Annotated in this window: 21 protein-coding genes, 1 tRNA gene and 2 pseudogenes; 9 read left to right on the top strand and 15 right to left on the bottom strand. The window is 45.9% G+C overall.

Annotated features, from left to right (window positions below; genetic code table 11):
- Nucleotides 1-153 (top strand): Cas9 inhibitor AcrIIA9 family protein, encoded by a 153-nt coding sequence (locus ADH68_RS02500; RefSeq protein ID WP_084273915.1) that lies wholly within the window; start codon nt 1-3, stop codon nt 151-153.
- Between the two features lie 87 nt (nt 154-240).
- On the opposite strand, the gene ADH68_RS02495 is transcribed toward ADH68_RS02500, so the two are convergent.
- Genes ADH68_RS02495 through ADH68_RS02485 form a run of 3 tightly spaced genes read right to left on the bottom strand, consistent with a single transcriptional unit; the run spans nt 241 to nt 3,485 of the window.
- The gene (locus ADH68_RS02495) at nt 241-1,227 is read right to left on the bottom strand and encodes a tyrosine-type recombinase/integrase (RefSeq protein WP_235606689.1); all 987 of its coding nucleotides are present in this window, start codon (nt 1,225-1,227) and stop codon (nt 241-243) included.
- Nucleotides 1,228-1,258: 31 nt separating this feature from the next.
- A complete protein-coding gene (locus ADH68_RS02490; RefSeq protein WP_068959947.1) occupies nt 1,259-2,254 on the bottom strand; it encodes a tyrosine-type recombinase/integrase in 996 nt (331 codons plus the stop codon).
- Nucleotides 2,241-3,485, bottom strand: a complete 1,245-nt coding sequence (locus tag ADH68_RS02485) for a site-specific integrase (RefSeq protein WP_068961955.1) — start codon at nt 3,483-3,485, stop codon at nt 2,241-2,243. The genes ADH68_RS02490 and ADH68_RS02485 overlap by 14 nt, the downstream gene beginning before the upstream one ends.
- A gap of 179 nt (nt 3,486-3,664) precedes the next feature.
- On the opposite strand from ADH68_RS02485, the pseudogene ADH68_RS02480 reads away from it, so the two are divergent.
- The 7 genes and pseudogenes from ADH68_RS02480 to ADH68_RS02450 all read left to right on the top strand — a co-directional run.
- Nucleotides 3,665-3,964, top strand: a pseudogene (locus ADH68_RS02480) (PcfK-like family protein); the annotation flags it as partial.
- Nucleotides 3,965-3,976: 12 nt separating this feature from the next.
- On the top strand, nt 3,977-5,308 hold the full coding sequence (locus ADH68_RS02475) for a PcfJ domain-containing protein (RefSeq protein ID WP_068959949.1): 1,332 nt from the start codon (nt 3,977-3,979) through the stop codon (nt 5,306-5,308).
- 52 nt (nt 5,309-5,360) lie between these two features.
- Nucleotides 5,361-5,618 (top strand): hypothetical protein, encoded by a 258-nt coding sequence (locus ADH68_RS02470; protein WP_068959950.1) that lies wholly within the window; start codon nt 5,361-5,363, stop codon nt 5,616-5,618.
- A gap of 11 nt (nt 5,619-5,629) precedes the next feature.
- On the top strand, nt 5,630-5,854 hold the full coding sequence (locus ADH68_RS02465; protein WP_068959951.1) for a DUF3873 domain-containing protein: 225 nt from the start codon (nt 5,630-5,632) through the stop codon (nt 5,852-5,854).
- 7 nt (nt 5,855-5,861) lie between these two features.
- Nucleotides 5,862-6,179: a hypothetical protein gene (locus tag ADH68_RS02460; RefSeq protein WP_016562958.1), complete on the top strand. Its 318-nt coding sequence runs from the start codon at nt 5,862-5,864 to the stop codon at nt 6,177-6,179.
- 279 nt (nt 6,180-6,458) lie between these two features.
- On the top strand, nt 6,459-7,157 hold the full coding sequence (locus ADH68_RS02455) for a DUF3800 domain-containing protein (protein WP_068959952.1): 699 nt from the start codon (nt 6,459-6,461) through the stop codon (nt 7,155-7,157).
- Between the two features lie 3 nt (nt 7,158-7,160).
- Nucleotides 7,161-7,700: a hypothetical protein gene (locus ADH68_RS02450; protein WP_068959953.1), complete on the top strand. Its 540-nt coding sequence runs from the start codon at nt 7,161-7,163 to the stop codon at nt 7,698-7,700.
- A 502-nt stretch (nt 7,701-8,202) separates the two neighbouring features.
- Here the strand turns inward: ADH68_RS02450 and ADH68_RS02440 are convergent.
- The 8 genes from ADH68_RS02440 to ADH68_RS02405 all read right to left on the bottom strand — a co-directional run bounded on the left by ADH68_RS02440 (nt 8,203) and on the right by ADH68_RS02405 (nt 16,382).
- Nucleotides 8,203-9,234, bottom strand: a complete 1,032-nt coding sequence (locus ADH68_RS02440) for a tyrosine-type recombinase/integrase (protein ID WP_068959954.1) — start codon at nt 9,232-9,234, stop codon at nt 8,203-8,205.
- Nucleotides 9,227-10,405 carry a tyrosine-type recombinase/integrase gene (locus ADH68_RS02435; RefSeq protein WP_232321432.1) on the bottom strand — a complete coding sequence of 393 codons (1,179 nt, stop codon included), beginning with the start codon at nt 10,403-10,405 and terminating at the stop codon, nt 9,227-9,229. Before ADH68_RS02435 ends, ADH68_RS02440 begins: the two co-directional genes overlap by 8 nt.
- 127 nt (nt 10,406-10,532) lie before the next feature.
- Nucleotides 10,533-11,219: a tyrosine-type recombinase/integrase gene (locus ADH68_RS02430; RefSeq protein ID WP_157755860.1), complete on the bottom strand. Its 687-nt coding sequence runs from the start codon at nt 11,217-11,219 to the stop codon at nt 10,533-10,535.
- A 186-nt stretch (nt 11,220-11,405) separates the two neighbouring features.
- Nucleotides 11,406-12,188: an IS21-like element helper ATPase IstB gene (istB, locus tag ADH68_RS02425; RefSeq protein WP_068961956.1), complete on the bottom strand. Its 783-nt coding sequence runs from the start codon at nt 12,186-12,188 to the stop codon at nt 11,406-11,408.
- Nucleotides 12,189-12,225: 37 nt separating this feature from the next.
- Entirely contained in the window at nt 12,226-13,827 is a 1,602-nt protein-coding gene (gene istA / locus ADH68_RS02420) for an IS21 family transposase (protein ID WP_068959738.1), read from the bottom strand.
- A 106-nt stretch (nt 13,828-13,933) separates the two neighbouring features.
- On the bottom strand, nt 13,934-14,299 hold the full coding sequence (locus tag ADH68_RS02415) for an Arm DNA-binding domain-containing protein (RefSeq protein ID WP_157755859.1): 366 nt from the start codon (nt 14,297-14,299) through the stop codon (nt 13,934-13,936).
- A 504-nt stretch (nt 14,300-14,803) separates the two neighbouring features.
- Nucleotides 14,804-14,876, bottom strand: a tRNA-Lys gene (locus ADH68_RS02410).
- Between the two features lie 231 nt (nt 14,877-15,107).
- Complete coding sequence (locus ADH68_RS02405; protein WP_068959957.1) at nt 15,108-16,382, bottom strand: histidine phosphatase family protein; 1,275 nt, start codon at nt 16,380-16,382, stop codon at nt 15,108-15,110.
- Nucleotides 16,383-16,427: 45 nt separating this feature from the next.
- On the opposite strand from ADH68_RS02405, the gene ADH68_RS02400 reads away from it, so the two are divergent.
- The gene (locus tag ADH68_RS02400) at nt 16,428-16,700 is read left to right on the top strand and encodes a hypothetical protein (protein ID WP_068959958.1); all 273 of its coding nucleotides are present in this window, start codon (nt 16,428-16,430) and stop codon (nt 16,698-16,700) included.
- A gap of 140 nt (nt 16,701-16,840) precedes the next feature.
- On the opposite strand, the gene ADH68_RS02395 is transcribed toward ADH68_RS02400, so the two are convergent.
- From ADH68_RS02395 to ADH68_RS02380, 4 genes and pseudogenes are all read right to left on the bottom strand, one after another.
- Nucleotides 16,841-17,026, bottom strand: coding sequence for a hypothetical protein (locus ADH68_RS02395; protein ID WP_068959959.1), 186 nt, complete (start codon nt 17,024-17,026; stop codon nt 16,841-16,843).
- Between the two features lie 309 nt (nt 17,027-17,335).
- Nucleotides 17,336-17,987 (bottom strand): annotated as a pseudogene (locus tag ADH68_RS02390) (response regulator transcription factor).
- Nucleotides 17,988-18,029: 42 nt separating this feature from the next.
- Nucleotides 18,030-18,980, bottom strand: coding sequence for a cysteine synthase A (cysK, locus tag ADH68_RS02385; RefSeq protein ID WP_068959960.1), 951 nt, complete (start codon nt 18,978-18,980; stop codon nt 18,030-18,032).
- Between the two features lie 275 nt (nt 18,981-19,255).
- Nucleotides 19,256-20,491 (bottom strand): MFS transporter, encoded by a 1,236-nt coding sequence (locus ADH68_RS02380; protein ID WP_068959961.1) that lies wholly within the window; start codon nt 20,489-20,491, stop codon nt 19,256-19,258.
- Between the last annotated feature and the right edge of the window lie 11 nt (nt 20,492-20,502).

The following is a 20,502-nucleotide window of genomic DNA, read 5'->3' as shown; positions in this document are numbered from 1 at the left end:
ATGGCAACCACAAGAGAAAACAAAGGCACACGAGCCTTTAACAAAACTATCAAGGCGTATCTTGAAGAACGAGCCGAGAATGACGCACTGTTCGCAGTCAAGTTTGCAAATCCCTCGAAATCAGTTGAGGACTGCGTGACCTATTATGAGTAGAGGCATATTATGAGAAGTCCATTTCAAAGCCGCCAGATATTCAGGCGTCTATCATTGCTACTTATCAGATGGACTTCTCATAAAGATTTAATGGCCCAGTTGTTTAAGCCAGGTCAACAGGTTTTTGTCATTTTCCCATTCTCTTTCTGACATTTTAGATGTTACGCCTTTATAAGCTTTTTCCAAGGCTTCCCGTTTGGCCTTGGAGTCTGCTCTTGCATAAACTCCTGTAGTAACTATCGAAGCATGGCCGAGGAAGTCCCTCAGGTCTACGATATGCATGGCCCCTTTATGAAGAAGGTGCATGGCTCTGCTGTGTCTTATGCAGTGGGGACTTATTCTTTGCGGAATGAGCTCCGGATTCAAATGTCTTGCCATATCTGCATATCTTTTTAGTATGTAGGCGATTCCTTCTCTTGTAAGTTTCTCGCCTCTGGAGTTTTGGAACAAAGGCGATGTGTGAGAAACGAGCGATTTCTGATTTTCAGACATATACTGTTTAATCAGAGATACCTGTTCCTTTGAAAGTGGTACTATTCGGGCTTTGTTCCCTTTGCCTACTATTTTAATCGTATATGGCTCTGACTGAATACGAAGACTGCCGACGATTAAGTCTGCCATTTCCTGCACTCTTGCAGCGGTATCGTACATCAGAGCCAAAAGCGCAAGATGTCTGCGCCCCATAGAGGTCAATTGATCCGGCTGTTCGAGAAGGAGCTTTATACCCTCAGGAGTAAGATATTCCAACGCTTTTTTTTCTGTCTTGGCCTTAGGTATGGACATTATATTCTGCCATTGAGCCATTCGATCGATGTCTTTATACATTAAAAACCGACAGAAAGACTTCACCGCTGCCAGCCGATAATTGCGTGTAGCAAGACTGATACTTTTTTCGACCTCTATCCAGCGAAGATAATCAAGTATGTTTTCTCTATTTACATGCTTGAGCATAATACGGTTAACACTTACAGACTTTTGCTTTTCCATAAAGATTATGAAGTCAATAAATGCCACTTTATACGATGCCAGCGTGTGCTTGCTCACATTACGGTCATGAGGGAGATATACACTCATAAATGAGCTTAACCGGTTTGCGAAGTCTGTCTCAGTCATCATAGCTCTTTGATTTAGATGGATAGACAAACGCGTTAATCGCAGAACTGTTCCTTTCGATGTCGGCATATGTGTTTCGAGTAAGACGCACATAATATTCAGTGGCTTCCAGAGAATGATGCCCCATGCTTGCAGACAAAATAGGAAGTGCAGCATAGATATTCATACCTTTTCTGGTCATGTTGGCCAGAGCATGTACCGCATAGGTATGGCGAAGAGAGTGAACACATGGGCCTCTGGAACGGCCACCATATTGTATCCCGCATTTTTTCAACAGCTTTCTGAAGTTGGCGTATACAGCCTTATCCGAGACGGGGGTACCGTCCAACTTTACAAACAGGTGATGCTCCGGATTTGTGAGGCCGGACAGCGGCATCCGGTTCCTGCATTCAATATAGTCTCGGAGTACATTCTTCATGGTGTCATGAAGAACTATTATTCTCTCCGCCTCTCTTTTTGTGGCGTGTATGAGTATGGTGCCGTCCTGCAGGTTGATGTCCTTGTTCCTGATTGAAAGAGCTTCGCCCATTCTTAAACCGGCACTGTATAAAAGCCGGTAAATGGCTGGGAGCGTCATGAGTGGGGAGTCTGCGTTGTTTTTGTGTGCCCTTTGGCGGTCTATTTCCGTCCATATGGATGAAAGTTCTGATTCTGTGAACACGTATGGTGTAAATGTGCTATGAGGTCTTCTCATAGCTCTGGGGACATAGCATTTACAACCTCTGCGATTCATCAGAGTAAGAAGTTTTCTCCAGACCGAGACTTTGTTATAGACAGTCCTTTCACTCTCGTTAATCCTTGTTTTGAGCCAGCCGATGATAAAACTCTCACTCACAGATGTGTCTTTCAGACCATAAGCGCATGCAAAATCATCAAAGTCTTTCAAGATACCGTGAAGATGCGTGTTGACTGCGCCGGCAGCCCGCTCCATTTCCATAAGTTGAGCCATATATGGAGCCAGAACGCTTTTATAATCAGTGTCGCTCATAAAATGTCCCTCCTTTCTGATTATAGAATGTATCCGGGACAAGCGGTACTTCAAGTGCACATTGCCGGAGCGATTCCATGTCTATGGACAGATAGCTCATAGTCGACTGACAGCTCTGATGGCCCAGAACCTCGGATATTGTTTCTATCGGTGTTGATTGTTTTAGGAGTGCAGAGGCAAGAGAGTGTCTGAGTGAATGTAGGCCATGATGCTTCCCTATGACATTCACACCACTGAGTGCGATCAGCCTGTTTATCTGACTGCAAACTGCATAGGCACTTAGGGATGTATATGGGGGCCTGTGTAGTATGAATAAATTCACAGCCGACGACTTCGGACGACCATTCTTAAGATAATCGATTATGGCATTCCCGACTTCCGACAGAAGTGGCAACTCTATGGAATTGCCGGTCTTTACCATCTTTTTCCTGATAAGATTGTTCTCCCAGTCAATCTCATCAAAAGTCAACGTGGCTATATCTGACGCGCGGAGTCCGAGCCTTGAAGCCAATAGGATGATTGCATAATCTCTTTTCCCAAGAGCACAGTTGCGATTGACGGATTCCTCGATTTTTTCGACATCTTCAGATGGATAGAACGAAGGGATTCTCTCTTTACGCCTGACTTTGAAAGCGCGAAAAAACTCATCGAAGTCATTTAAGACTACTCCATGCTCATGCCAAAAAGACATAAGCATTCTGATTGAATATCTTGCGCTTACTTTATTAGAGCAAACTCCTATATAAGACACAATATCCCCTTCTGTTATCTCCATTGGATGTACGAGTGCCTTGCCTTGAACCAGATATTCGAGGAAATAGCTTAAATTACGCTGATGGTGGACAATCGTTTTTTCTGCTCTGCGCAAACGTCTCTGTGAATCTATAAACTTCAGCATTTCCATGCCAATCTCTCCACTAAAGTCATATTTCACAGGAACTTTACTTGACCTTCTGATATGCCCGAGCAAAAGCATATCATTAAGCATCCGGACAGATCTGCGATATTCGTTTACAGTTCCCTCAGTATATATACCAAGAGCCTGTATGGAACATAGATATTCATCCCCCAACGGAGGTGAATAATCGTCAAGGCCCTTGCTCCTCAGATACTGCGCTATGCCACTGTTCCATCGTCTGATATGATTCCGTATGGATATGGCGGCATAGCGAGTGTCTCGGAGAAAAGCCTCACATCTCGAAATGAGATGCTGTAGATTCTCTTCTTTCATAAATTTACCGTTGTGTTGTAGGGCAATATTACCCATGGTAAATATAGTTATGAGAAGTTGTTATGTCAAGTAATGATGGGAGTTGACTTAAAATAAAATGAATACAGAATGAACTGGAGATAGTACTTCTCATAATATGCCTCTACTCATAATAGTTTTTATGAGAAGCTTCTCATAATACCTACATACTAAACTCCGTGCAGAAAAGCGGTTGCAACGGGTTCGAGGACGATGAAATATTCGGAATGGCAGTCCACTACTGGGAAGAAAGCGAGATAGAGGTCGGAAAGCCTGTCAACTGTCAAGTGGTGGTCAACCATACGGTAGAACTCACCGAGGAGGAAAAGGAGCAGGCACGGCAGGACGCCATCGCAAAACTCCGTGACGAGGAAGCGTCCAAAATGCGCAGACCCTCTCAATCCAAGAAAGCGACAGAGAACAGACCCCAAGTTGAACAACGCAGTCTTTTTGACTTCTAATACATTAAAGCTATGAAACCCAAGACAATGATACAGAAAGAGGTTGCACGACTTTCAGCAAGCCTGCGACCAATATCCCCCAAGCAGACCGAGTGGGCATACACCAACTGCGTTGAACATATCGCATACCGTGCCAAAAGCGGTGTGCTTACCTGCCCCGACTGCGGACACACATGGAAAAGCGGTGACGGCACTTTGTGTGACACTCTTGAAGGTTGCATCTGCCCTCACTGCGGAGCGGAACTGAAAGTGCAGGACACACGCAGACGCACTCAGAAGGGTGTACGGTATTTCTGCATACTCACCACCTGCCGGGGTTATCAGCTAATCAGAGTGGCGCAGGCTCACTATTCAAGCAAAAAGGGAGAGCCGATGAAATTTTACTGCACCGAGGTGGTACAGCGTTGGATTTCACCTGACGGCAAAGTGACCGACATGGCTTTGCTCCGCACATTTCCCTCCTACTACTGCGACCAGTGGTCGTTATACAGCGACATGGAGGTGCGACCATACAACAGCCTTTACGATGATGTCTGCAAGTGGAGCGAAGTCTATCCGCTGATACGCACAATCCCACAGCTTAGACGCAACGGGTTCAAGGGCGATTTCTACGGCATCTCACCCGTGCTGCTTTTCAAGAGGCTGCTTTCCGACACACGGATTGAAACGCTGATGAAGTCCGGAGAGATTGAGGACATGAAATACTTTATCCTCAACCCACACAACGCCGAGATGCTCTGGGCATCATATCTCATCGCCAGACGCCACCACTACAAAATAAACAGCCTTGAACTGTGGTGTGACTATCTGCAAATGCTGAACAATCTTGGGCAGGACATACACAACCCGAAGAACATCTGCCCCGCAGATTTCATTGACGCACACGACAGGGCAATGCGCAGAATAGAAGCCAAGCGAATGAAGGAGCGCACTGAGAATGAACGCCGATGGGAAGCCGAAAGGCGTGACCGTGAACAGCGTAAACTGCTGGAGGAGAAACAGCGGGAGGACGATTTCAAGGCTATGAAGTCCAAATTCTTCGGGCTGATAATCTCCGACAACGAGATAACGGTAAAGGTTCTTGAAAGCATCGAGGAATACTATGAGGAAGGCAAAGCGCAGAATATATGCGTTTTCGGAGCTGGTTACTACACAAAAGCCGATAGCCTTGTATTGTCCGCAAGGATTGGTGACAGAATAATAGAAACCGTGGAGGTTGATTTGCAGACCCTCAGAGTGGTGCAATGCCACGGCAAGGGAAATCTCAACACCCCATACCACGACCGCATTGTGGAATTGGTAAACTCCAACGCCCAGCTAATCAAGGCGAGAATGACCGCCTGATGTTTAACACGACCTGCGCCATTACTGGCGCAGGTCACAATACCCACCGATTATGAAAGTAACATTTGAACATCCGACCATCATTTTTGATGATAGGATAGCCGAAATTATCATAGAATTTGTGAACCACATTCTCTATGCCGACAGCGAGAAAACGCTACGGCAGATAGTAGCTGATTTTGCCGACAAGTACGACCTTGACCGATACTTCGTATATGGGTACGGCAGTCACCACCTATGGCTTACACAAAGGAAGATAACCACCCCCGATATAACATTTGAATACCGGATACTTATTGTAGAATACTAAACCGCAAAACTATGGCAACCAAGCTAACCGCCAACGGAGTCAGCACTACCACCACTCCCGGCACTGAACAATTCGAGGTGTTTTACACCGGCTACCGCTCACTTCGCAAGAAACACTATCAATATGATTACCGCCACACTGACGGAGAGTTATATTCCTGCGTGGCAGACACTCTCAAAGAGTGCAGACACCGCTGTGACAAGTGGCTTAACAAGAAAATCAACAACTCAAAATAATAGCGTTATGGATAACCAAGTAGCAAAAATCATACTCCAACAAATCGGAGGACGCAGGTTTGTGGCAATGACAGGAAGTCACGACTTCATAAATCTCGGCAACGGACTGAGAATGAGCCTCAGCCGTAACAAGACATCGGCTAATAGGTTGGAAATCATCTATGACGAGGGCGCAGACCTCTACGACCTGCGTTTCTACCGTCAGAGTATGAACCACAAGACCTTTGAGGTCAAGACAAAGGATATCAAGACATACGAAGGTGTCTATTGCGATATGTTGGAGGACATCTTCACTGATGTGACGGGGTTATACACCCGATTTTAACCGAACATTTGCCAAGTCGTAATATAGAGAAGGTGGGCGACCTCGTGATGAAGTTGCTCACCTTGATTTTTCCAAAAATTTCGGCCGCCAAAAGGCGGCGTTTGGGGATCTTCTTTTAATATCTCAAGATTTTCAACATATACTTGAATCAGGGAAAGAAATCACTAGATATGAAATTCGCAGATAGGAATTTTGAACCGTATAACCAATTATTTATCAATCACTATCTCAGTAGAAAGTTGATTCATATTTGTTTTTGTAGTATCTTTGCAAACTATTATGGAACAAAAAAACAAGACATTCAATATATATTGTGATGAAAGCACCCATTTACCAAATGATGGGTGTCCTTATATGATATACGGGTATGTAAGTGTAGCCTCTAATCAAATAAAAATGATACGAGAGCAATTAAAGGCTATCAAAACAAAATATAACTTTAATAGCGAATGGAAGTGGACTGGGATACACGACAAGACATATCAGATGTATCGAGAATTGGTAGAATATTTTTTCTCGGTATCCGGCCTGAATTTTAGGGCTGTAGTCGTTGACAAATCACATATAGACGAAAGTCGGGCGGAATATACATACAATGATTTTTATTTCAGAATGTATTTCCAATTATTGCATCATAAAACAGATATGACTGCGCTACATAATATCTATTTTGATATTAAGGATACTTGTAGCCAAATGAAACTGCACAAGTTAAAGGATATACTTAAATATAATGCTTCGATTGGCAATTTTCAATTTATCCGTTCTCATGAGAGCGTTTTCCTTCAACTTGCAGATGTCTTAATGGGGGCAATAAATTACAAGTTGCGGATTAAAACCGGAAACATTGAGGGGAAAGTTGTCGCAAAGCGTAGAATTATTGAATACATTGAAAGCCATTCATACGTATCATTAACTTGCACCTCTCCGCTTTCTGCACAAAAGATGAATTTATTTTATATTTCTCTTAAACATTAAGCGATGCCTTTTAATAAATTGAAAAAATATCCCGATTTGTTAGACATTGCGTTTATGTCTGACAGAGATCGGAACAATTCCTTGAGAGGGATTTTTGACAGGGATATAACGGATAATCCAGATTTTATCTTCAGAGGCAAACGGATTTATCCATTAAAAAGTGATGGGGTACTGGATATGGACAGAGAATTCACTCATCTTACCACGGAAGAAATTGAAATTGAGGAGGACGGAAAGAAAGTTAAACATCGAGTATTTGACATTCATCGTTCGCAACGCTTACATTGGATAAGACCTCACATAGAAGAAAAAATTGACGATAGTGTCATTATTTTTAGTGCAACAGAACGCGACAAGAAAGCTCGTAAAGATGTAATCAAAACATATATTTATAACAAGACCCATAAATATGTTATAGTCCTTGAATCTCAACATGGTAATTCAAAAGGCTATTTCTTGCTTACAGCGTATTATCTTAATCGAGGATATGGGGAGAAGGCGATATTAAAGAAATATCGTAAGAGATTGCCTCAAATATTATAATTAAAATACAATCTTTACCCCACTATAAAACACAAGGCTCAGATTTATGCCTTGATAAACCGAGCCTCGAAACTCCTTCTGTTTACAGATGAGCGATGCAAAGGTACAAATAAAAATTTATATACCCAAGCATTATATAATATATAACGTAAAAAAACTTATTTTGTTGTGTTAGGCACAGCGTCTATCACTTATGATTGAACAGGCATAAGTATTCTGTCAGCCTACGTCGATGGAGTTGGGCATGGAATTTGCCTTTGTAGCGGCAGTGAGCGGTATAGGTTTTGAAAATGTCGCGGTTGCCTGATTTCAGTTTTTTCAGGATGCTACTTTTGTTCACCACACCGGGGCCGCAGTTGTAGGCTAATACGCCTAACAACAGTTATCCCAACTTCATTATTATCCCAACCAAAGAGGTATATATCCTGTAAAACAGATTATTATATACGATTATGGTTGGGATAATAATTTGATTGTCCAATCAAACTTTGTTGAGTTTTTGCTACTTCAGACCAAAGGCAGCTGCAAGAGATTTTTTGACTTTGGATGTTTTGTAATGCTTTTCAATGTTTTTTGTAGTGGCATCATCCATTATGGCAAGAGCCTTGATCATTTGTTCTTTGGATATGCCGACATACTTCATGGTCGTTTCGATACTTTCATGTCCGAGCAACCGTTGGATTTGTACGATGTTCACACCATCTTCCAGCCAGTGTGTCGCCCTTGCATGCCGCAAGCTATGACAATGGAATTTGTCCGATACCATTGGTGATTTGGATGCATATAGTTTAAGACGTTTTGAGACTGCCTCCTGACATAGCTTCGTATTTCTCCTGCCGTTGATTGGAAAGAACAGAAAGTCCGATGGAACAGGGGCTTTCCCATGGAACACGGATATATAATGACCGATGATTTTTGCCACGCTTTTTAGAAGATAGATGCAACGGCGTTTGCTTCCCTTTCCTGTCACCCTTATGCACGGACTCTTACTGCCAAGAGCGATATCGGCTATTTTTAGTGAAAGTACTTCATCTACACGTGTTGCAGTGCTGTACATGACATTGAACAGGGCAAAATCTCTCTTGCCTGTTATGGAGCCTGTGTCTATTGATGCAAACAAGGCTTTTATTGTTTCCCTTGATATGACCTCCGGCAGCTTTTTTACCGGACGTATCCTTTTTACCGATGTGATACTACATCCATACTTTATGAACGCGACATTTTTCCTAGATAAAAAAGCTATAAAGCTTCGCAAAGCCGCCAAACGCAGGTTGCAGGTTGACGGTGAACAGCCTTTTGCCTCTTTCATCCATGCAAGCCAATTTTCAATCGTGTCCACTCGGAAACAATCCCCGACAAGAGTCTCCCGCCTTATCCCCTTCACTGACTCCAGATAATCAAGGAAGAGTCCAAGTCCGTTCCTGTATGATCTGATTGCATTCCCGCTTAGGTTTCTCACTTCTGTCAGATAGTACCCTTGCCATTCATTGATGGCTTCCCCCACCATTATGTGTTCTTTAAGTTCCTTAGTCATTTTCGAAGTATTTGTTTAACCCCGGCAGCAGTTCATCGTAAGCGGATCCGGTAACAGACTCCAGTTCTTCCGAGAGCAGCGGCACGAGTTTGTAATAGTATATTGTATTCTGTAAATATCTGTGTCCCATAGATCTGCTGAGGCACACCAGCTTCCTGTCCCAATCAGAATTTGAACCGTCCCCGCACCATTTGTTGATGTTTGTCACCGCATAGTTGCTCCTCAGGTCATAAGCACGGGCATAATCATTACTGACCCGCTTCCACAGCTTTTTGAAGTTGGAGCTTACCCATGCGTCGGAATACGGTCTGTCGTATTCATTTGGAAAGAACGTCTTTCTTCCGGGCATGATGGCGTCCATTTTCTTGTCGTATATTTCCAGGGCCTGTCTCATGGATTCATGTAATGCCACACGATGCTCATTATAGCCTTTCGTTTGGCAGATATTGATAACACCCGCTATCAGATCAACATTGCAACGTTCAAGAAGGCGGGCCTCGGTGGTTCGCATGCCGGAACTGTATAGAAGCCGGAAGAATACCGGAAGTTCAAGCCGGACCAGCGACGCTCGGATGTCATTACATGTGGCTGATGGGGTGAACGAGTCTGCCTCCGCAAAGAACGCGGCCAATTCTTCCTGAGTGAACGGATGTGGCGTATACGTACAACGGTTGGCTCTAGGGGTGGTCAGAGGCAGTCGCAGTGCCGTGAACCCTCTGCCATTGGCAAACCTGACAAACTCACGGACGGCTCCGATCCTGTTGTTGCGGCTTTTTGCGGACTCTTTTTCTCCGCGCTTGCAGAAATCATCAATAATGCAGGCTGTCAGCTTTTTAGCATTCGGATATTTTGATGCGCAGAACTCATTGAACCTTCGGAGCCTCTCCATTGTACGGCTATTGAGCCTGCCCGATGCCTCTATATGGGATTGGTAGGTCTCAAGCATCTTGGATATGATACTCGGACGGAACGGAAGCCCACAGACTTTGGGGCGTATAGGCTTATGTATATAGCCGGGATCCGGAGGGTATGACGGCAACGAAAACCGCACCCCTGTTTCCGTGGCGATATGTCGGACCAGTCTTCTGATGATTATGCATCTGGCTCTGTGGGTATAGTATTTTTCACTATCGCGTCTGTGACTCCATTCGGCTATCAACATGTCGTTCATTACACCACCGTGTGATTCACAATAGCGTAGAAAGGACTTTAGATATATTCCGGTTGCATAATCCAGTCTCCCTTCCTTTGTCAGAAGATTTGTATATTCTTCAACAATACATCCGATATTCTTCATTTCATTCATCCGTATAGGTTTTAGGCAATGGATACTTCTCTATGCTGAGTCCCAGTTCCCGAAGATGCGTGATGTCTGAGTCAACGTACGCTTCGACTGCCTGAGGGCAGGTATGCCCCAAAATGCCACTTATTATGACTGATTCTGTGCCTGCTCCGAGAAGCCGTGTGGCAAGATTATGCCGGAACACACCGATTCCGCGATGGCTTTCGCCGGGACGCAGCCCAAGTTTGTCAAAGACTCCGGATATTATAGTCCCGATGCTTTTGTATGAAAGTCGTTTTCCGGGTTGTACTTTACTTGGGAAGACGTATTCAGAACGGTCTTCCGCATTTCTTTCGTTCAGGATATATATCAACAGCGCATTGCCGACATTGGCTGACAACGGCAGCACAAGGGGGTACCCGGTCTTTACCTGTATCAACCTGATTTCTTCGTTCTCCCAGTCAATGTCTCCGGATTTGAGGTTTGCAATATCACAGCCACGCATACCGGTATACAAAGCCAAAGCCACTATGGCTTTCTCTCTCAGGGTCATTCGATTGTCCAACGGATTGGACAGACAGTCCTTGATTGCTTCCACTTCAAAGTCCCGTAGATTGTTATAGTTCCTTTTCTTGGGTTTCATCTTCGGCAACAACGAGATGATTCGTGGAATGTCAGGTGACAGGTCTCGGATCTTGTCCAATGCCAATCTGAGGTGGGACTGGGTGTGTTTTGAACCTTTTCGCTTTCCGGTCATGAAAAAATCCAAGACCAATTTGTCTGTTACCTCATTCAACATTACCGCCCCAGCAAGCTGTATCTAACATTTGAAAAGGGACCCGGATAGCATTTGAAAAGGGGACCACCCGGGATGGGGATGCAAAGATAATTATATTTGTTGAGTCATCATTTCCTGAGTTTCTTTCATGCGGTATGATTTGCCTGTCATGTTAAGCAGTATAGCCTTGTGGGTCAGGCGGTCTACCATTGCGGTGACCAGTACTTTGTCGTCAATAATCTCGTTCCAGCGGTTGAAGGCGAGATTGGTTGTGACGACGGTCGTCTTCTTGTCGGTGCGGAGGGAGAGATGGTTAAAGAGCATCTCTGCGCCGGCCTTGTCGCAGGAGACGTATCCGAACTCATCACAGATGACCATGTCGTATCTCTCGAACTTGTTTTCCAGCGACCGGAGTGTCAAAGCGTTGCGGCACTCGCGTATCTGCGTGAGCAGTCTTGGCACGGATGTGAACAGCACCGAGTGTCCGGCATTACATGCGGCGATACCGAGAGCTGTCGCCAGATGAGTCTTGCCTGTTCCGGGATTGCCGTATAGAATGAGGTTGCGTCCGTTTTTGATGAAGTCGAGTGTCTCGAGTGTCGGGAGCGCTTTCCGGGCATCGGCGGGCAGAGCGTCGGTGTCGATTTCGTTAAGATAGCGAAGTTGCGGGAACCCTGCGTTTTTGATGCGGTGACGGCGCTGGTTTTCAGAGCGGTTCTCTTTTTCGCGCCGGAGCAGTTCGGCTGTAAACCGCCATAGGTTCCATTGTTCGTCGGCGCTCTGCTGTATAAGCAGGTCGATGTCGCGCCGCACAAGCGGGAGTTTAAGGTCGAAAGCGCATGAGCGAATGAGCTCCCGAAGTCCGTCACGGTCTGTTTCATGTATGTCTGTCATTGTCATTCAGTGTATTGGTTGTTTTTTGGGGGGGTATTCAGTCTGCCTGCGATGCGCGGGTATATTCCATAAATGATGAAAGCATGTCAAGGGTATGGCTTGCCGAACTTTCTATTTCAGCCTGTTGCGGGTCGGGAACGTTCGTTGCCGCGATATCGGCGGTTGACTGCATATGTCCTTCCGCCGAGATCATCTGAGCCTGTATCTGTTCAGATGAGAGGCGCTGGAGCCCGCGGGACGAAAGACTTGTGGCGGCACGGACGATGTCAGTGTATGCCAGATTGTTGTCGCGGGTGAACACAAGCAGTTCTATGAAGCTTCGCGGAGACTCGCGGAAGTGTTCGCGGTAAAGCGCCGCCACCGACGGATGTACCTGTTGCAGAGCCACAGACCGCCCCAGAGCGGCCGGTTTGCGCAGGAATGTACCCAGATAATGCATCAGGTCGATGACCCAGTCGCCGGAGCGTCGGCTTCGGGCATGATTGGCCACCTTGTCGCGTCCGTAAAGCACCACGATGCGCTCGGAATACAGCTTTACCGCCACCTGCGAGCCCACCAGACGGTCGGGCACAGAGTAGTGCACTCCGTCAACGGTTATCGTTGAATACTTTCCGACGCGGTACAGCCGCTGCTCGAAGCAGCCGATGTCACCGTGGTCCAACGGACGTAGCGCCGCCAGATCGGCCTGTATGCGCAGGCGTTTTTCTTCCGCCGACATGTTGGACGCCTCTGTGTTGAGCCTGTCGCAGACTGCCGCCAGATGCGTCTGCGCGGCATCCAGGGAGTCAAACCGGACCTCGAACGAGAATGCACGACGCCGGATATATTCCACCGAACGTTCCACCTTGCCTTTTTCCCATCCCGAGCGAGGGTTGCAGAAATGGGGTGTGAAACAGTAGTGTACCTCCATGCGCAGCAGCGCATCCGTGTGCTCGCGGTCGCGCCCGAGGAACTTCTTTACGGCGGTACGCATGTTGTCATAGGCCATCACGCGCGGGGTGCCCCCCAACTCCCGGAAGCAGTTGCGGTGGGCTTCCATAAGAGCCAGGGTATCTTCGCGCGAAAACAGATATGCCTTGCGCATATTGCTGTGGTCGAGGGTGAATACCGCCATGTGAAGGCGAGTCCTGACTCCACCGATCCACAGGGTAAGCACGCCCCAGTCGAACTCGCAACGGAATCCAGGCTCATAGTCCTGACGGATATATGCCTTTGCAGGCTTTTCTTGCGACTTCGGCGCTGCCTCCAGCGCACGGACATACTGACATACTGTGGAATAGGCGATACGCACGCCATCGTCCTGAAGACGTCGCCACATATCGAGCTTGCGCATCTGCTGCTTGTGCAATCCGGCAGCGACGTTCTCCCGGTTGCGGGCGATAAAACCATCGATGCGACGGCGGACATCATCGGTCACAACACGCCTGACGCGTCCGCTGCTGTCATACTTCGGCCTGGTCAGCAGATAATCGTCAACCTCCCGCTCTGTCGGTGACGGGCCGGCCTCTCTCTCGAACTCGCGCAGATACTTGCGCACGGTCTTGCGGCTCATGCCGTTGCGGCGCGCTATCTCGCGGATGCTCATCCCCTCGCGGCGATGAGACAGAATAATGGATGTTTTTTCCTCCATGTGTAGCATTTTGTGGAATCGTTGATGTCGTTCTTTCTAATCAACGATATCCGGTTGAACTTACCCATGGGGTGGGTCCCTTTTCAATTGCTCTACCTGGGTCCCTTTTCAAATGTTAGATGCAGTCGCCACGGTCGAATCTCTCCTTGTGTTGTTCGTTGACATAGTTGAACACTGCACACAGCATCTTCGGCCCCTCGGCATTACCGAGAAAGTGCTGCTTGATGATGAGAGGATTGATTGCCTCTTCATCTTTCACAAGCGAGGCATGAATCTCGCTTATGCGGACACGGATTGAGTCCAAATACTTGTTGAGCTCAATATCTCTCTTGGACTTTCCAAAGGAAAGTCCTTTGGCGGCGTTCCAGTTGTCAGGGTCGACACTACGGTTGATGTTGAACTCGGCTCGCTGGCCGGAAACGGTTATGCGAGCAAAAATCGGAGTTTCCCCGGATTTTTTCTGCTGAGCCTTTCGTATCATAAAGGTCAGCGTGTAATAATTCGCTTGATACATAAGAGTCTTTTTTGACATAAAGTTAATAATCTCATGTCGTGCTCTTATGGTGCAGAAATTTGAATATCAGCGAAATATGATCTTTTCGGGTGTAAGAATCGAGACCAGCAAAAAGATTTCCTCAGAATTTACACCTGCATTTGAGCGCAGATACTGACTCGTTTTAGTGGGGTCTGAAATTCTTTACCCGTAGTTTTCAATGATTTACCTATAAATGGAGTGGTGCCCGAACCCATTTATGGAAAATCGGCGAAAATTGGGGTGTATTCGGGGTAGTCGTGTGTCTGTAACTATGCGTCAGTCAGAAGATTGGCAAGTCTTCGGGTGTAAATTTTGAATTTTCAAAATCTATTCCCGATTCTTACACCGCAGAGTGCTCAGATATGCCGATTTTTGCGGTTTGTGCAAAAATAAAAACCGTTGAAAATGTCTGATTTTCAACGGTTTTCCACTTTCTGTGGTCTTTAATAGTGACCCCGGAGAGGCTCGAACTCTCGACCCAATGATTAAGAGTCATTTGCTCTACCAACTGAGCTACGGAGTCATTTTGTGAATCATGCACATTAAATGTTGTGATGATTTGTGCAATTTGGGAGGCGCTTGAATCTTTATTCTTGCGAGGTCTGCCTCATTGGTTGGTGAGGTGTTTCCCTCAATTGCGATGCAAAGTTAAGGAGCTTTTTTGTATTGTCCAAATATTTTTGAAAATATTTTGAAAATATTTTTTATATCATTGAATACTTCATTGAATATTAGTGTGTTGTGTAATGCCGGATTATTGGCCGGCAGGCACGGATGTGGCGGAATCAAGTATGTCGTTGAAATATTTTCGTGCCTGCTTCCAGCTGACATAATATTTGTCGGTCCCGGGAAAGCATACGGGATGTTCGTTTAGGTCGAGTCTGATATATGGTGTCCCCGAGGGAGCCACGCAGATTATCATCTGTAGGTTGGTGGCCATCGGGGTGACATAGAAGTTTTTCCAATATCGGCTGACGCTGTCAAGGTCTTTGCTTACATAATAACATCCCGGAAGCCGGATTAATGATAAAAAAGGCATTACGGTTTCGGCGTGTCCGAACCTCAGATTTAATGATGCTTTGGAACGTCCTGACAAAAAGTAGTCGGTCGTGTTTATGAAATCGGCAAGCAACGCACGCGTTATGTCCGACGGTATCGACGAGTATACCGATGTGGTTCGTTCGAGATATTGCGTGATATTGCGGCATTCCCACATTTTGTTGGCTTCCTCTATAGTATAGAATTCTGCGAGGAAGTCTCCGTCAATTCCTGAGGCGTTGAGCCCGCATAGGAATCCGAAAAGAGAGATTGCGAATTGCCTGGCATCATCCCGGTTCATTGTATCATGTCCGACAAGTCGCCACACCGGTTCGAGGGGAATATTCTTTTTATAAAATGAGTCAAGAGCCTCTGCCCATGGAGCATCCTTCCTGATATCAAGATATGCAGAATCGATTGCAAACGGACGCATGAGAGGTGAGTTTACTTTGCCGGATGAGGTAAGTATCTCTACATTGTCGTCAATGCTTGATAGCTTATGTGTGAACTCATACATGCTCATTATACAGCGAGGGATGTACGATGATATAGCCTCGATATGGCTGTTTTTCACCAAAGCAGGCCACGTTCTATAGATGCGGGCTGCGATTCCCTGCTGTTCCTTCATTCCAAGAGAGTCGAGTGCTCCCCATTTGTCTTTAGACAGCTCGAGAGTCCGATTTACTATATCGAGCATCGAATCGCCTTTGGCGGATAATGTATTTTGTTTTTTTGCTTTCATTAGTGTATCGCGAATTTTATTCGCACGTTTTGGCGATGTCTCGTAGCGTGCACCGTGGCGTCCGAGGTGATTTATCATAATAACTGATAGCGTGTCGGGGAGGGCCATGCGGCTTTCGGGAGCCGGATACGGGTTGGCTGAACCGCGACATTCGTCGAATGTGTAATCGGTAGGCCCGTTATTGTTGCCGGCAAAAGCACTTGCCGCGATGAGGAGAATGTTGATGATGATAATTGCCTGACGATACATTTCTTTGTAAATTTGCCAATTATAATAATAAATTTCAGATCTGTTATGATGACTCGTGACGAACTTGTCGCCCTTCTTAAAAAGAACGCACCTGACGCTGTAATTGTTGCTGCAAGCGAGATAATTGACAATGACGGCTCTATAGCATGGCCGTATATGCTCCGCAGTGAGGCATTTTTGGCAACCGGACATCTCGGACGTGCGCTTGGCGATTTACACATGGCAATGTCTATTGAACCCAGCGAGGCAATCCGTCAGCGTATCGATGCTCTACAGAATGTGATAGCATTCCGTAATACTGATATTTTGAATCCATGACATGAATCTTTCTTATGATGGAGCCGAGAATTCTTTTCGCATAAAAAAGCATCCAGCAGTAATTGCCGAATGCTTTTGGATAATAGAATATTAACCGAAGGAGGGGAGAAGCCGGTATGGCTTTTGTAGATGGGGAGTGTTCAGCAAAGGCCCTTGTCCTGACCATGTTTGAGAACAGCCTCGCAAATAAAGTCTGTGATGCTGTCGACTTGCTGAAGCACAGCGTGCACTGTGGCGGGGGCATTAAAACCATAGCGCTTCACTGTTGATTTCTTGCGGCCTGCTCCGGGACGACGGCCGCCTCTTTTCTTTGCAAAGTTTTCCATAAGTTATAAGCCTAAAACTACTAATAGCACAAATTTGATTTCACAAATGGATTGTCCACACCTTTATTATGTGGAATTTGTGTGCAAATTTACTAAAAAGAAAAGTATGGCATAAATTTTTAATATAATTTTGTGTAAAAGGTAGCATGTTTATTTAAAACGCACACACATAATCATATGTGTTAACTAAAATTAACTTACTGTCAAAATCTGAAATCACACATGCGTTAATAGAATGTAAGCAAGTGTCAGTGTTAGAATTTGAGATGGAATGTATGATGGTATTGTTTTATCATACCCGTATCTCTGTCATATATAATACTCGACGATTTCTACCAGCCCGGCTCTCAAGGCATATTTGGTAGCTTCATACACATTGTTGATTCCAAGTTTCCGGAATATGTTTTTTTTGTGTGTCACGATTGTATGTATGCTTGATATTCTTTCCGAAGCAATCTCCTTTACTGTCATCCCCTTTGCTATGAGTCTGAGTATATCAGTCTCGGTTGGGGTAAGATTGTTGGATAACTCGCGGCGTTCGGGTGTCTGTATGAGCATATTGGCAATCTGATGGCATATAAAACGCTCACCATGACATGCGCAAAAGCAGAGCACAGTGTATCTCGTCGGCCGATGTCTCTTTCAGAATCATGCTTATGTTGCACTCTGCGCTTATACGCCTCATAAAGTTGTCGCTAAGTTCGTTGGAAAACAATATCCAGTGAGCGGATGGAAAGCGTCTCACAATTATCAATAATTCCTCTATGCCGTTGATGTCAAACAGAGTATAGTCAAGCACCACAACGCTGTGGGAATCTTCTGACAGTCTGGACACAAGATGTTGCTTGTCACAGATATCAGTAATGCTTGCGTTGCTGAATATAAAGGATATATACCCGTGCATCCCTGCGCGGGTTATATCCTGGTTGTCAGCTAATATAAAAGTTGCACTATCCACCATTTTTTCCTTAGAAATTGGTTTAGATAGTCTTACTACATGATTTTATCCAATAGGATATTCGTCAAAAGCGTAAAGAACAGTCGAAAGGTAACGCTCTCCGGTATCAGGAAGCAGGGCTACGATGGTTTTGCCCTCGTTTTCAGCCTTCTTTGCAAGTTGCAGAGCGGCATAGAGCGCTGCGCCCGACGATATTCCTACGAGTAGACCCTCTTTTTCAGCAAGCATACGCGATGCTTTTATCGCGTCGTTATCCTCTACAGGCATTATGAGGTCCACTACTTCCGGGTTGAAGTTATTGGGCACGAATCCTGCACCTATCCCCTGTATCTTGTGTGGGCCGGGATTTCCTCCTGACAATACCGCAGAGGAAGCTGGCTCGACAGCTACAGCAACTATTGCCGGATTGTGTCTTTTCAATCCGGAGGCAGTACCGCTGATTGTGCCTCCGGTGCCTACACCTGCCACGAAGATATCGATTTCACCATCAGTATCCTCCCATATTTCCCGGGCTGTAGTCTGCTCATGTATTGCCGGATTGGCTGGGTTGTCAAACTGTTGCAGTATCACGGCGCCTGCATTTTCTTCTTTCAGTTCGTTGGCTTTTCGTATAGCGCCTTTCATACCTTCCGCTCCGGGAGTGAGCACGAGTGTCGCGCCAAGAGCCTTAAGCAGGTTCTGGCGTTCGAGGCTCATGGTTTCCGGCATGGTAAGAATCAGCTTGTATCCTTTTACTGAAGCCACCCATGCAAGTCCGATTCCGGTATTGCCGCTTGTCGGCTCTATTATAGTAGTACCGGGCGTGAGAGTCCCATTTTTTTCTGCCTCATTAATCATTGACAGTGCCACACGGTCTTTGACACTTCCACCGGGATTGAAATATTCTATTTTAACAAACAGCCGTGCTTTTAGATTTTCTGCCTGTTCGATGTTTTTTATTTCAAGGAGTGGGGTATTTCCAATAAGTTCAGTGAGATTTTGATATATCTTTGCCATAAGCGTAGAATTAGTTTGTTTCAAGCTGACGGTATGAAATTGCAGTACCTCGCTGTAGGGTTGTCAGGACAATAATTTCTTAATACCGTTCATGCAAAAGTAGTAATGAATTATATTCTGTACAATACCACATAAATGGTATTGGTGATACCGTGATAGGGTCATTCCCACCCGATACAATACGCTCCGGCATAGAGATACCTCTTGCCGGAGCGTTGATGGCTGATACCGGGCATTTTATGTCAGTTTACATAGGATGCGGCATGACGGGAATACTATTTAGGTTGATTTGCCGGAGCGGTTTCCTTCTGGATAAACACGAATACAAGAGCTATTACAGCGGCGATGAGGTAGGGGGCAAACATCCCGTGAAAGCCGCTACCGTGGCTGTGGAGCGTAGATGGTATGTTCTGGAGTATGCCACCGAATATAAACATTATGCCGTTGAGAAACGCACTTGAAGTACCCACCAGCGGACCGCCGGCAACGTCTCCGCCGACACTGAATGCCAGCATATGGGCCGTGGCTCCCATACCGATTACAAACATCATTGTCACCATAAGCCATACCGGCATCTTTATATAGATTACACCCACAAGGCCGATTATCATGAGCAGGACTCCGATTATGCTTGGTATGCGGCGGCTGTGTATCCTGTTGCTCCACTGAGGCCAGAAACATGAGCCTACTGCCAGGCCGAGCCATAGCATAGCAGAGCCAAGATTGCCGTTGTCAAGAGTATAGCCTGCTTCAGTAAACAGTTTTGGTGTCCACACTACACCCAACGCAAGGTTAAGTCCGAATACAATGCCTCCCCACATGGCTGCAATCCACATCTGAGGCATCTTTACAATCTGCTTGAGATTGTCGGCTACTACCTTGAACGGGTCTTTCTTCGTGACTACCGGAGTCGGGTTTCTCATATACAATATAGCGAGTACGACGAGCAGCACCCCGAAGAATCCGAGGTAGATAAACAGTTTCTCATAAGTGAGATGAGCAAGTAGACCTTCGGTAATCGGCTGCTGTATGGCGCTCGACAGTGACGAGAGCACCTGGACGTATCCGAACATAGTGCCATATGCCGCCATGCCGAACCATACACCTCCGATATATCCCGCTCCTACAAATCCGCAGCAGGCTCCGAGAGCCATAAGTACCTGGGCTAGCAGTATTACGGTATAGCTTGTTGCCAGACCATACAGAAACACCCCGGCAGTGACGAAAATAAATGCAGGGATAAGCACCTTGCGCGAACCAAAGCAGTCGAGGAAGGCTCCTCCGAAAAACTGGAATATGGCGAATGCCCATGTGTATGTGCCGGCGATAAGGGTCAGATGTGATTCATCAAGACTGAGGGCCGATTTTATATCTCCCTGCACTACACTGAACATTGTCTGGACATTGAACAGATAGATGGTGAAGACGGTCACGAGAATCCATACCCACCAGGCCATCGGTCCGCCAAGGCGATATTTGGCCGGGGCTATATTGGTATTGTTAGCTGTCATAATATGGGAAT

It is taken from the genome of Muribaculum intestinale (genome assembly GCF_002201515.1).
Classification (GTDB): Bacteria; Bacteroidota; Bacteroidia; order Bacteroidales; family Muribaculaceae; genus Muribaculum; species Muribaculum intestinale.
The sequence above is the reverse complement of the archived record's forward strand: the minus strand, read 5'-3'. Positions and strand labels throughout refer to the sequence as shown.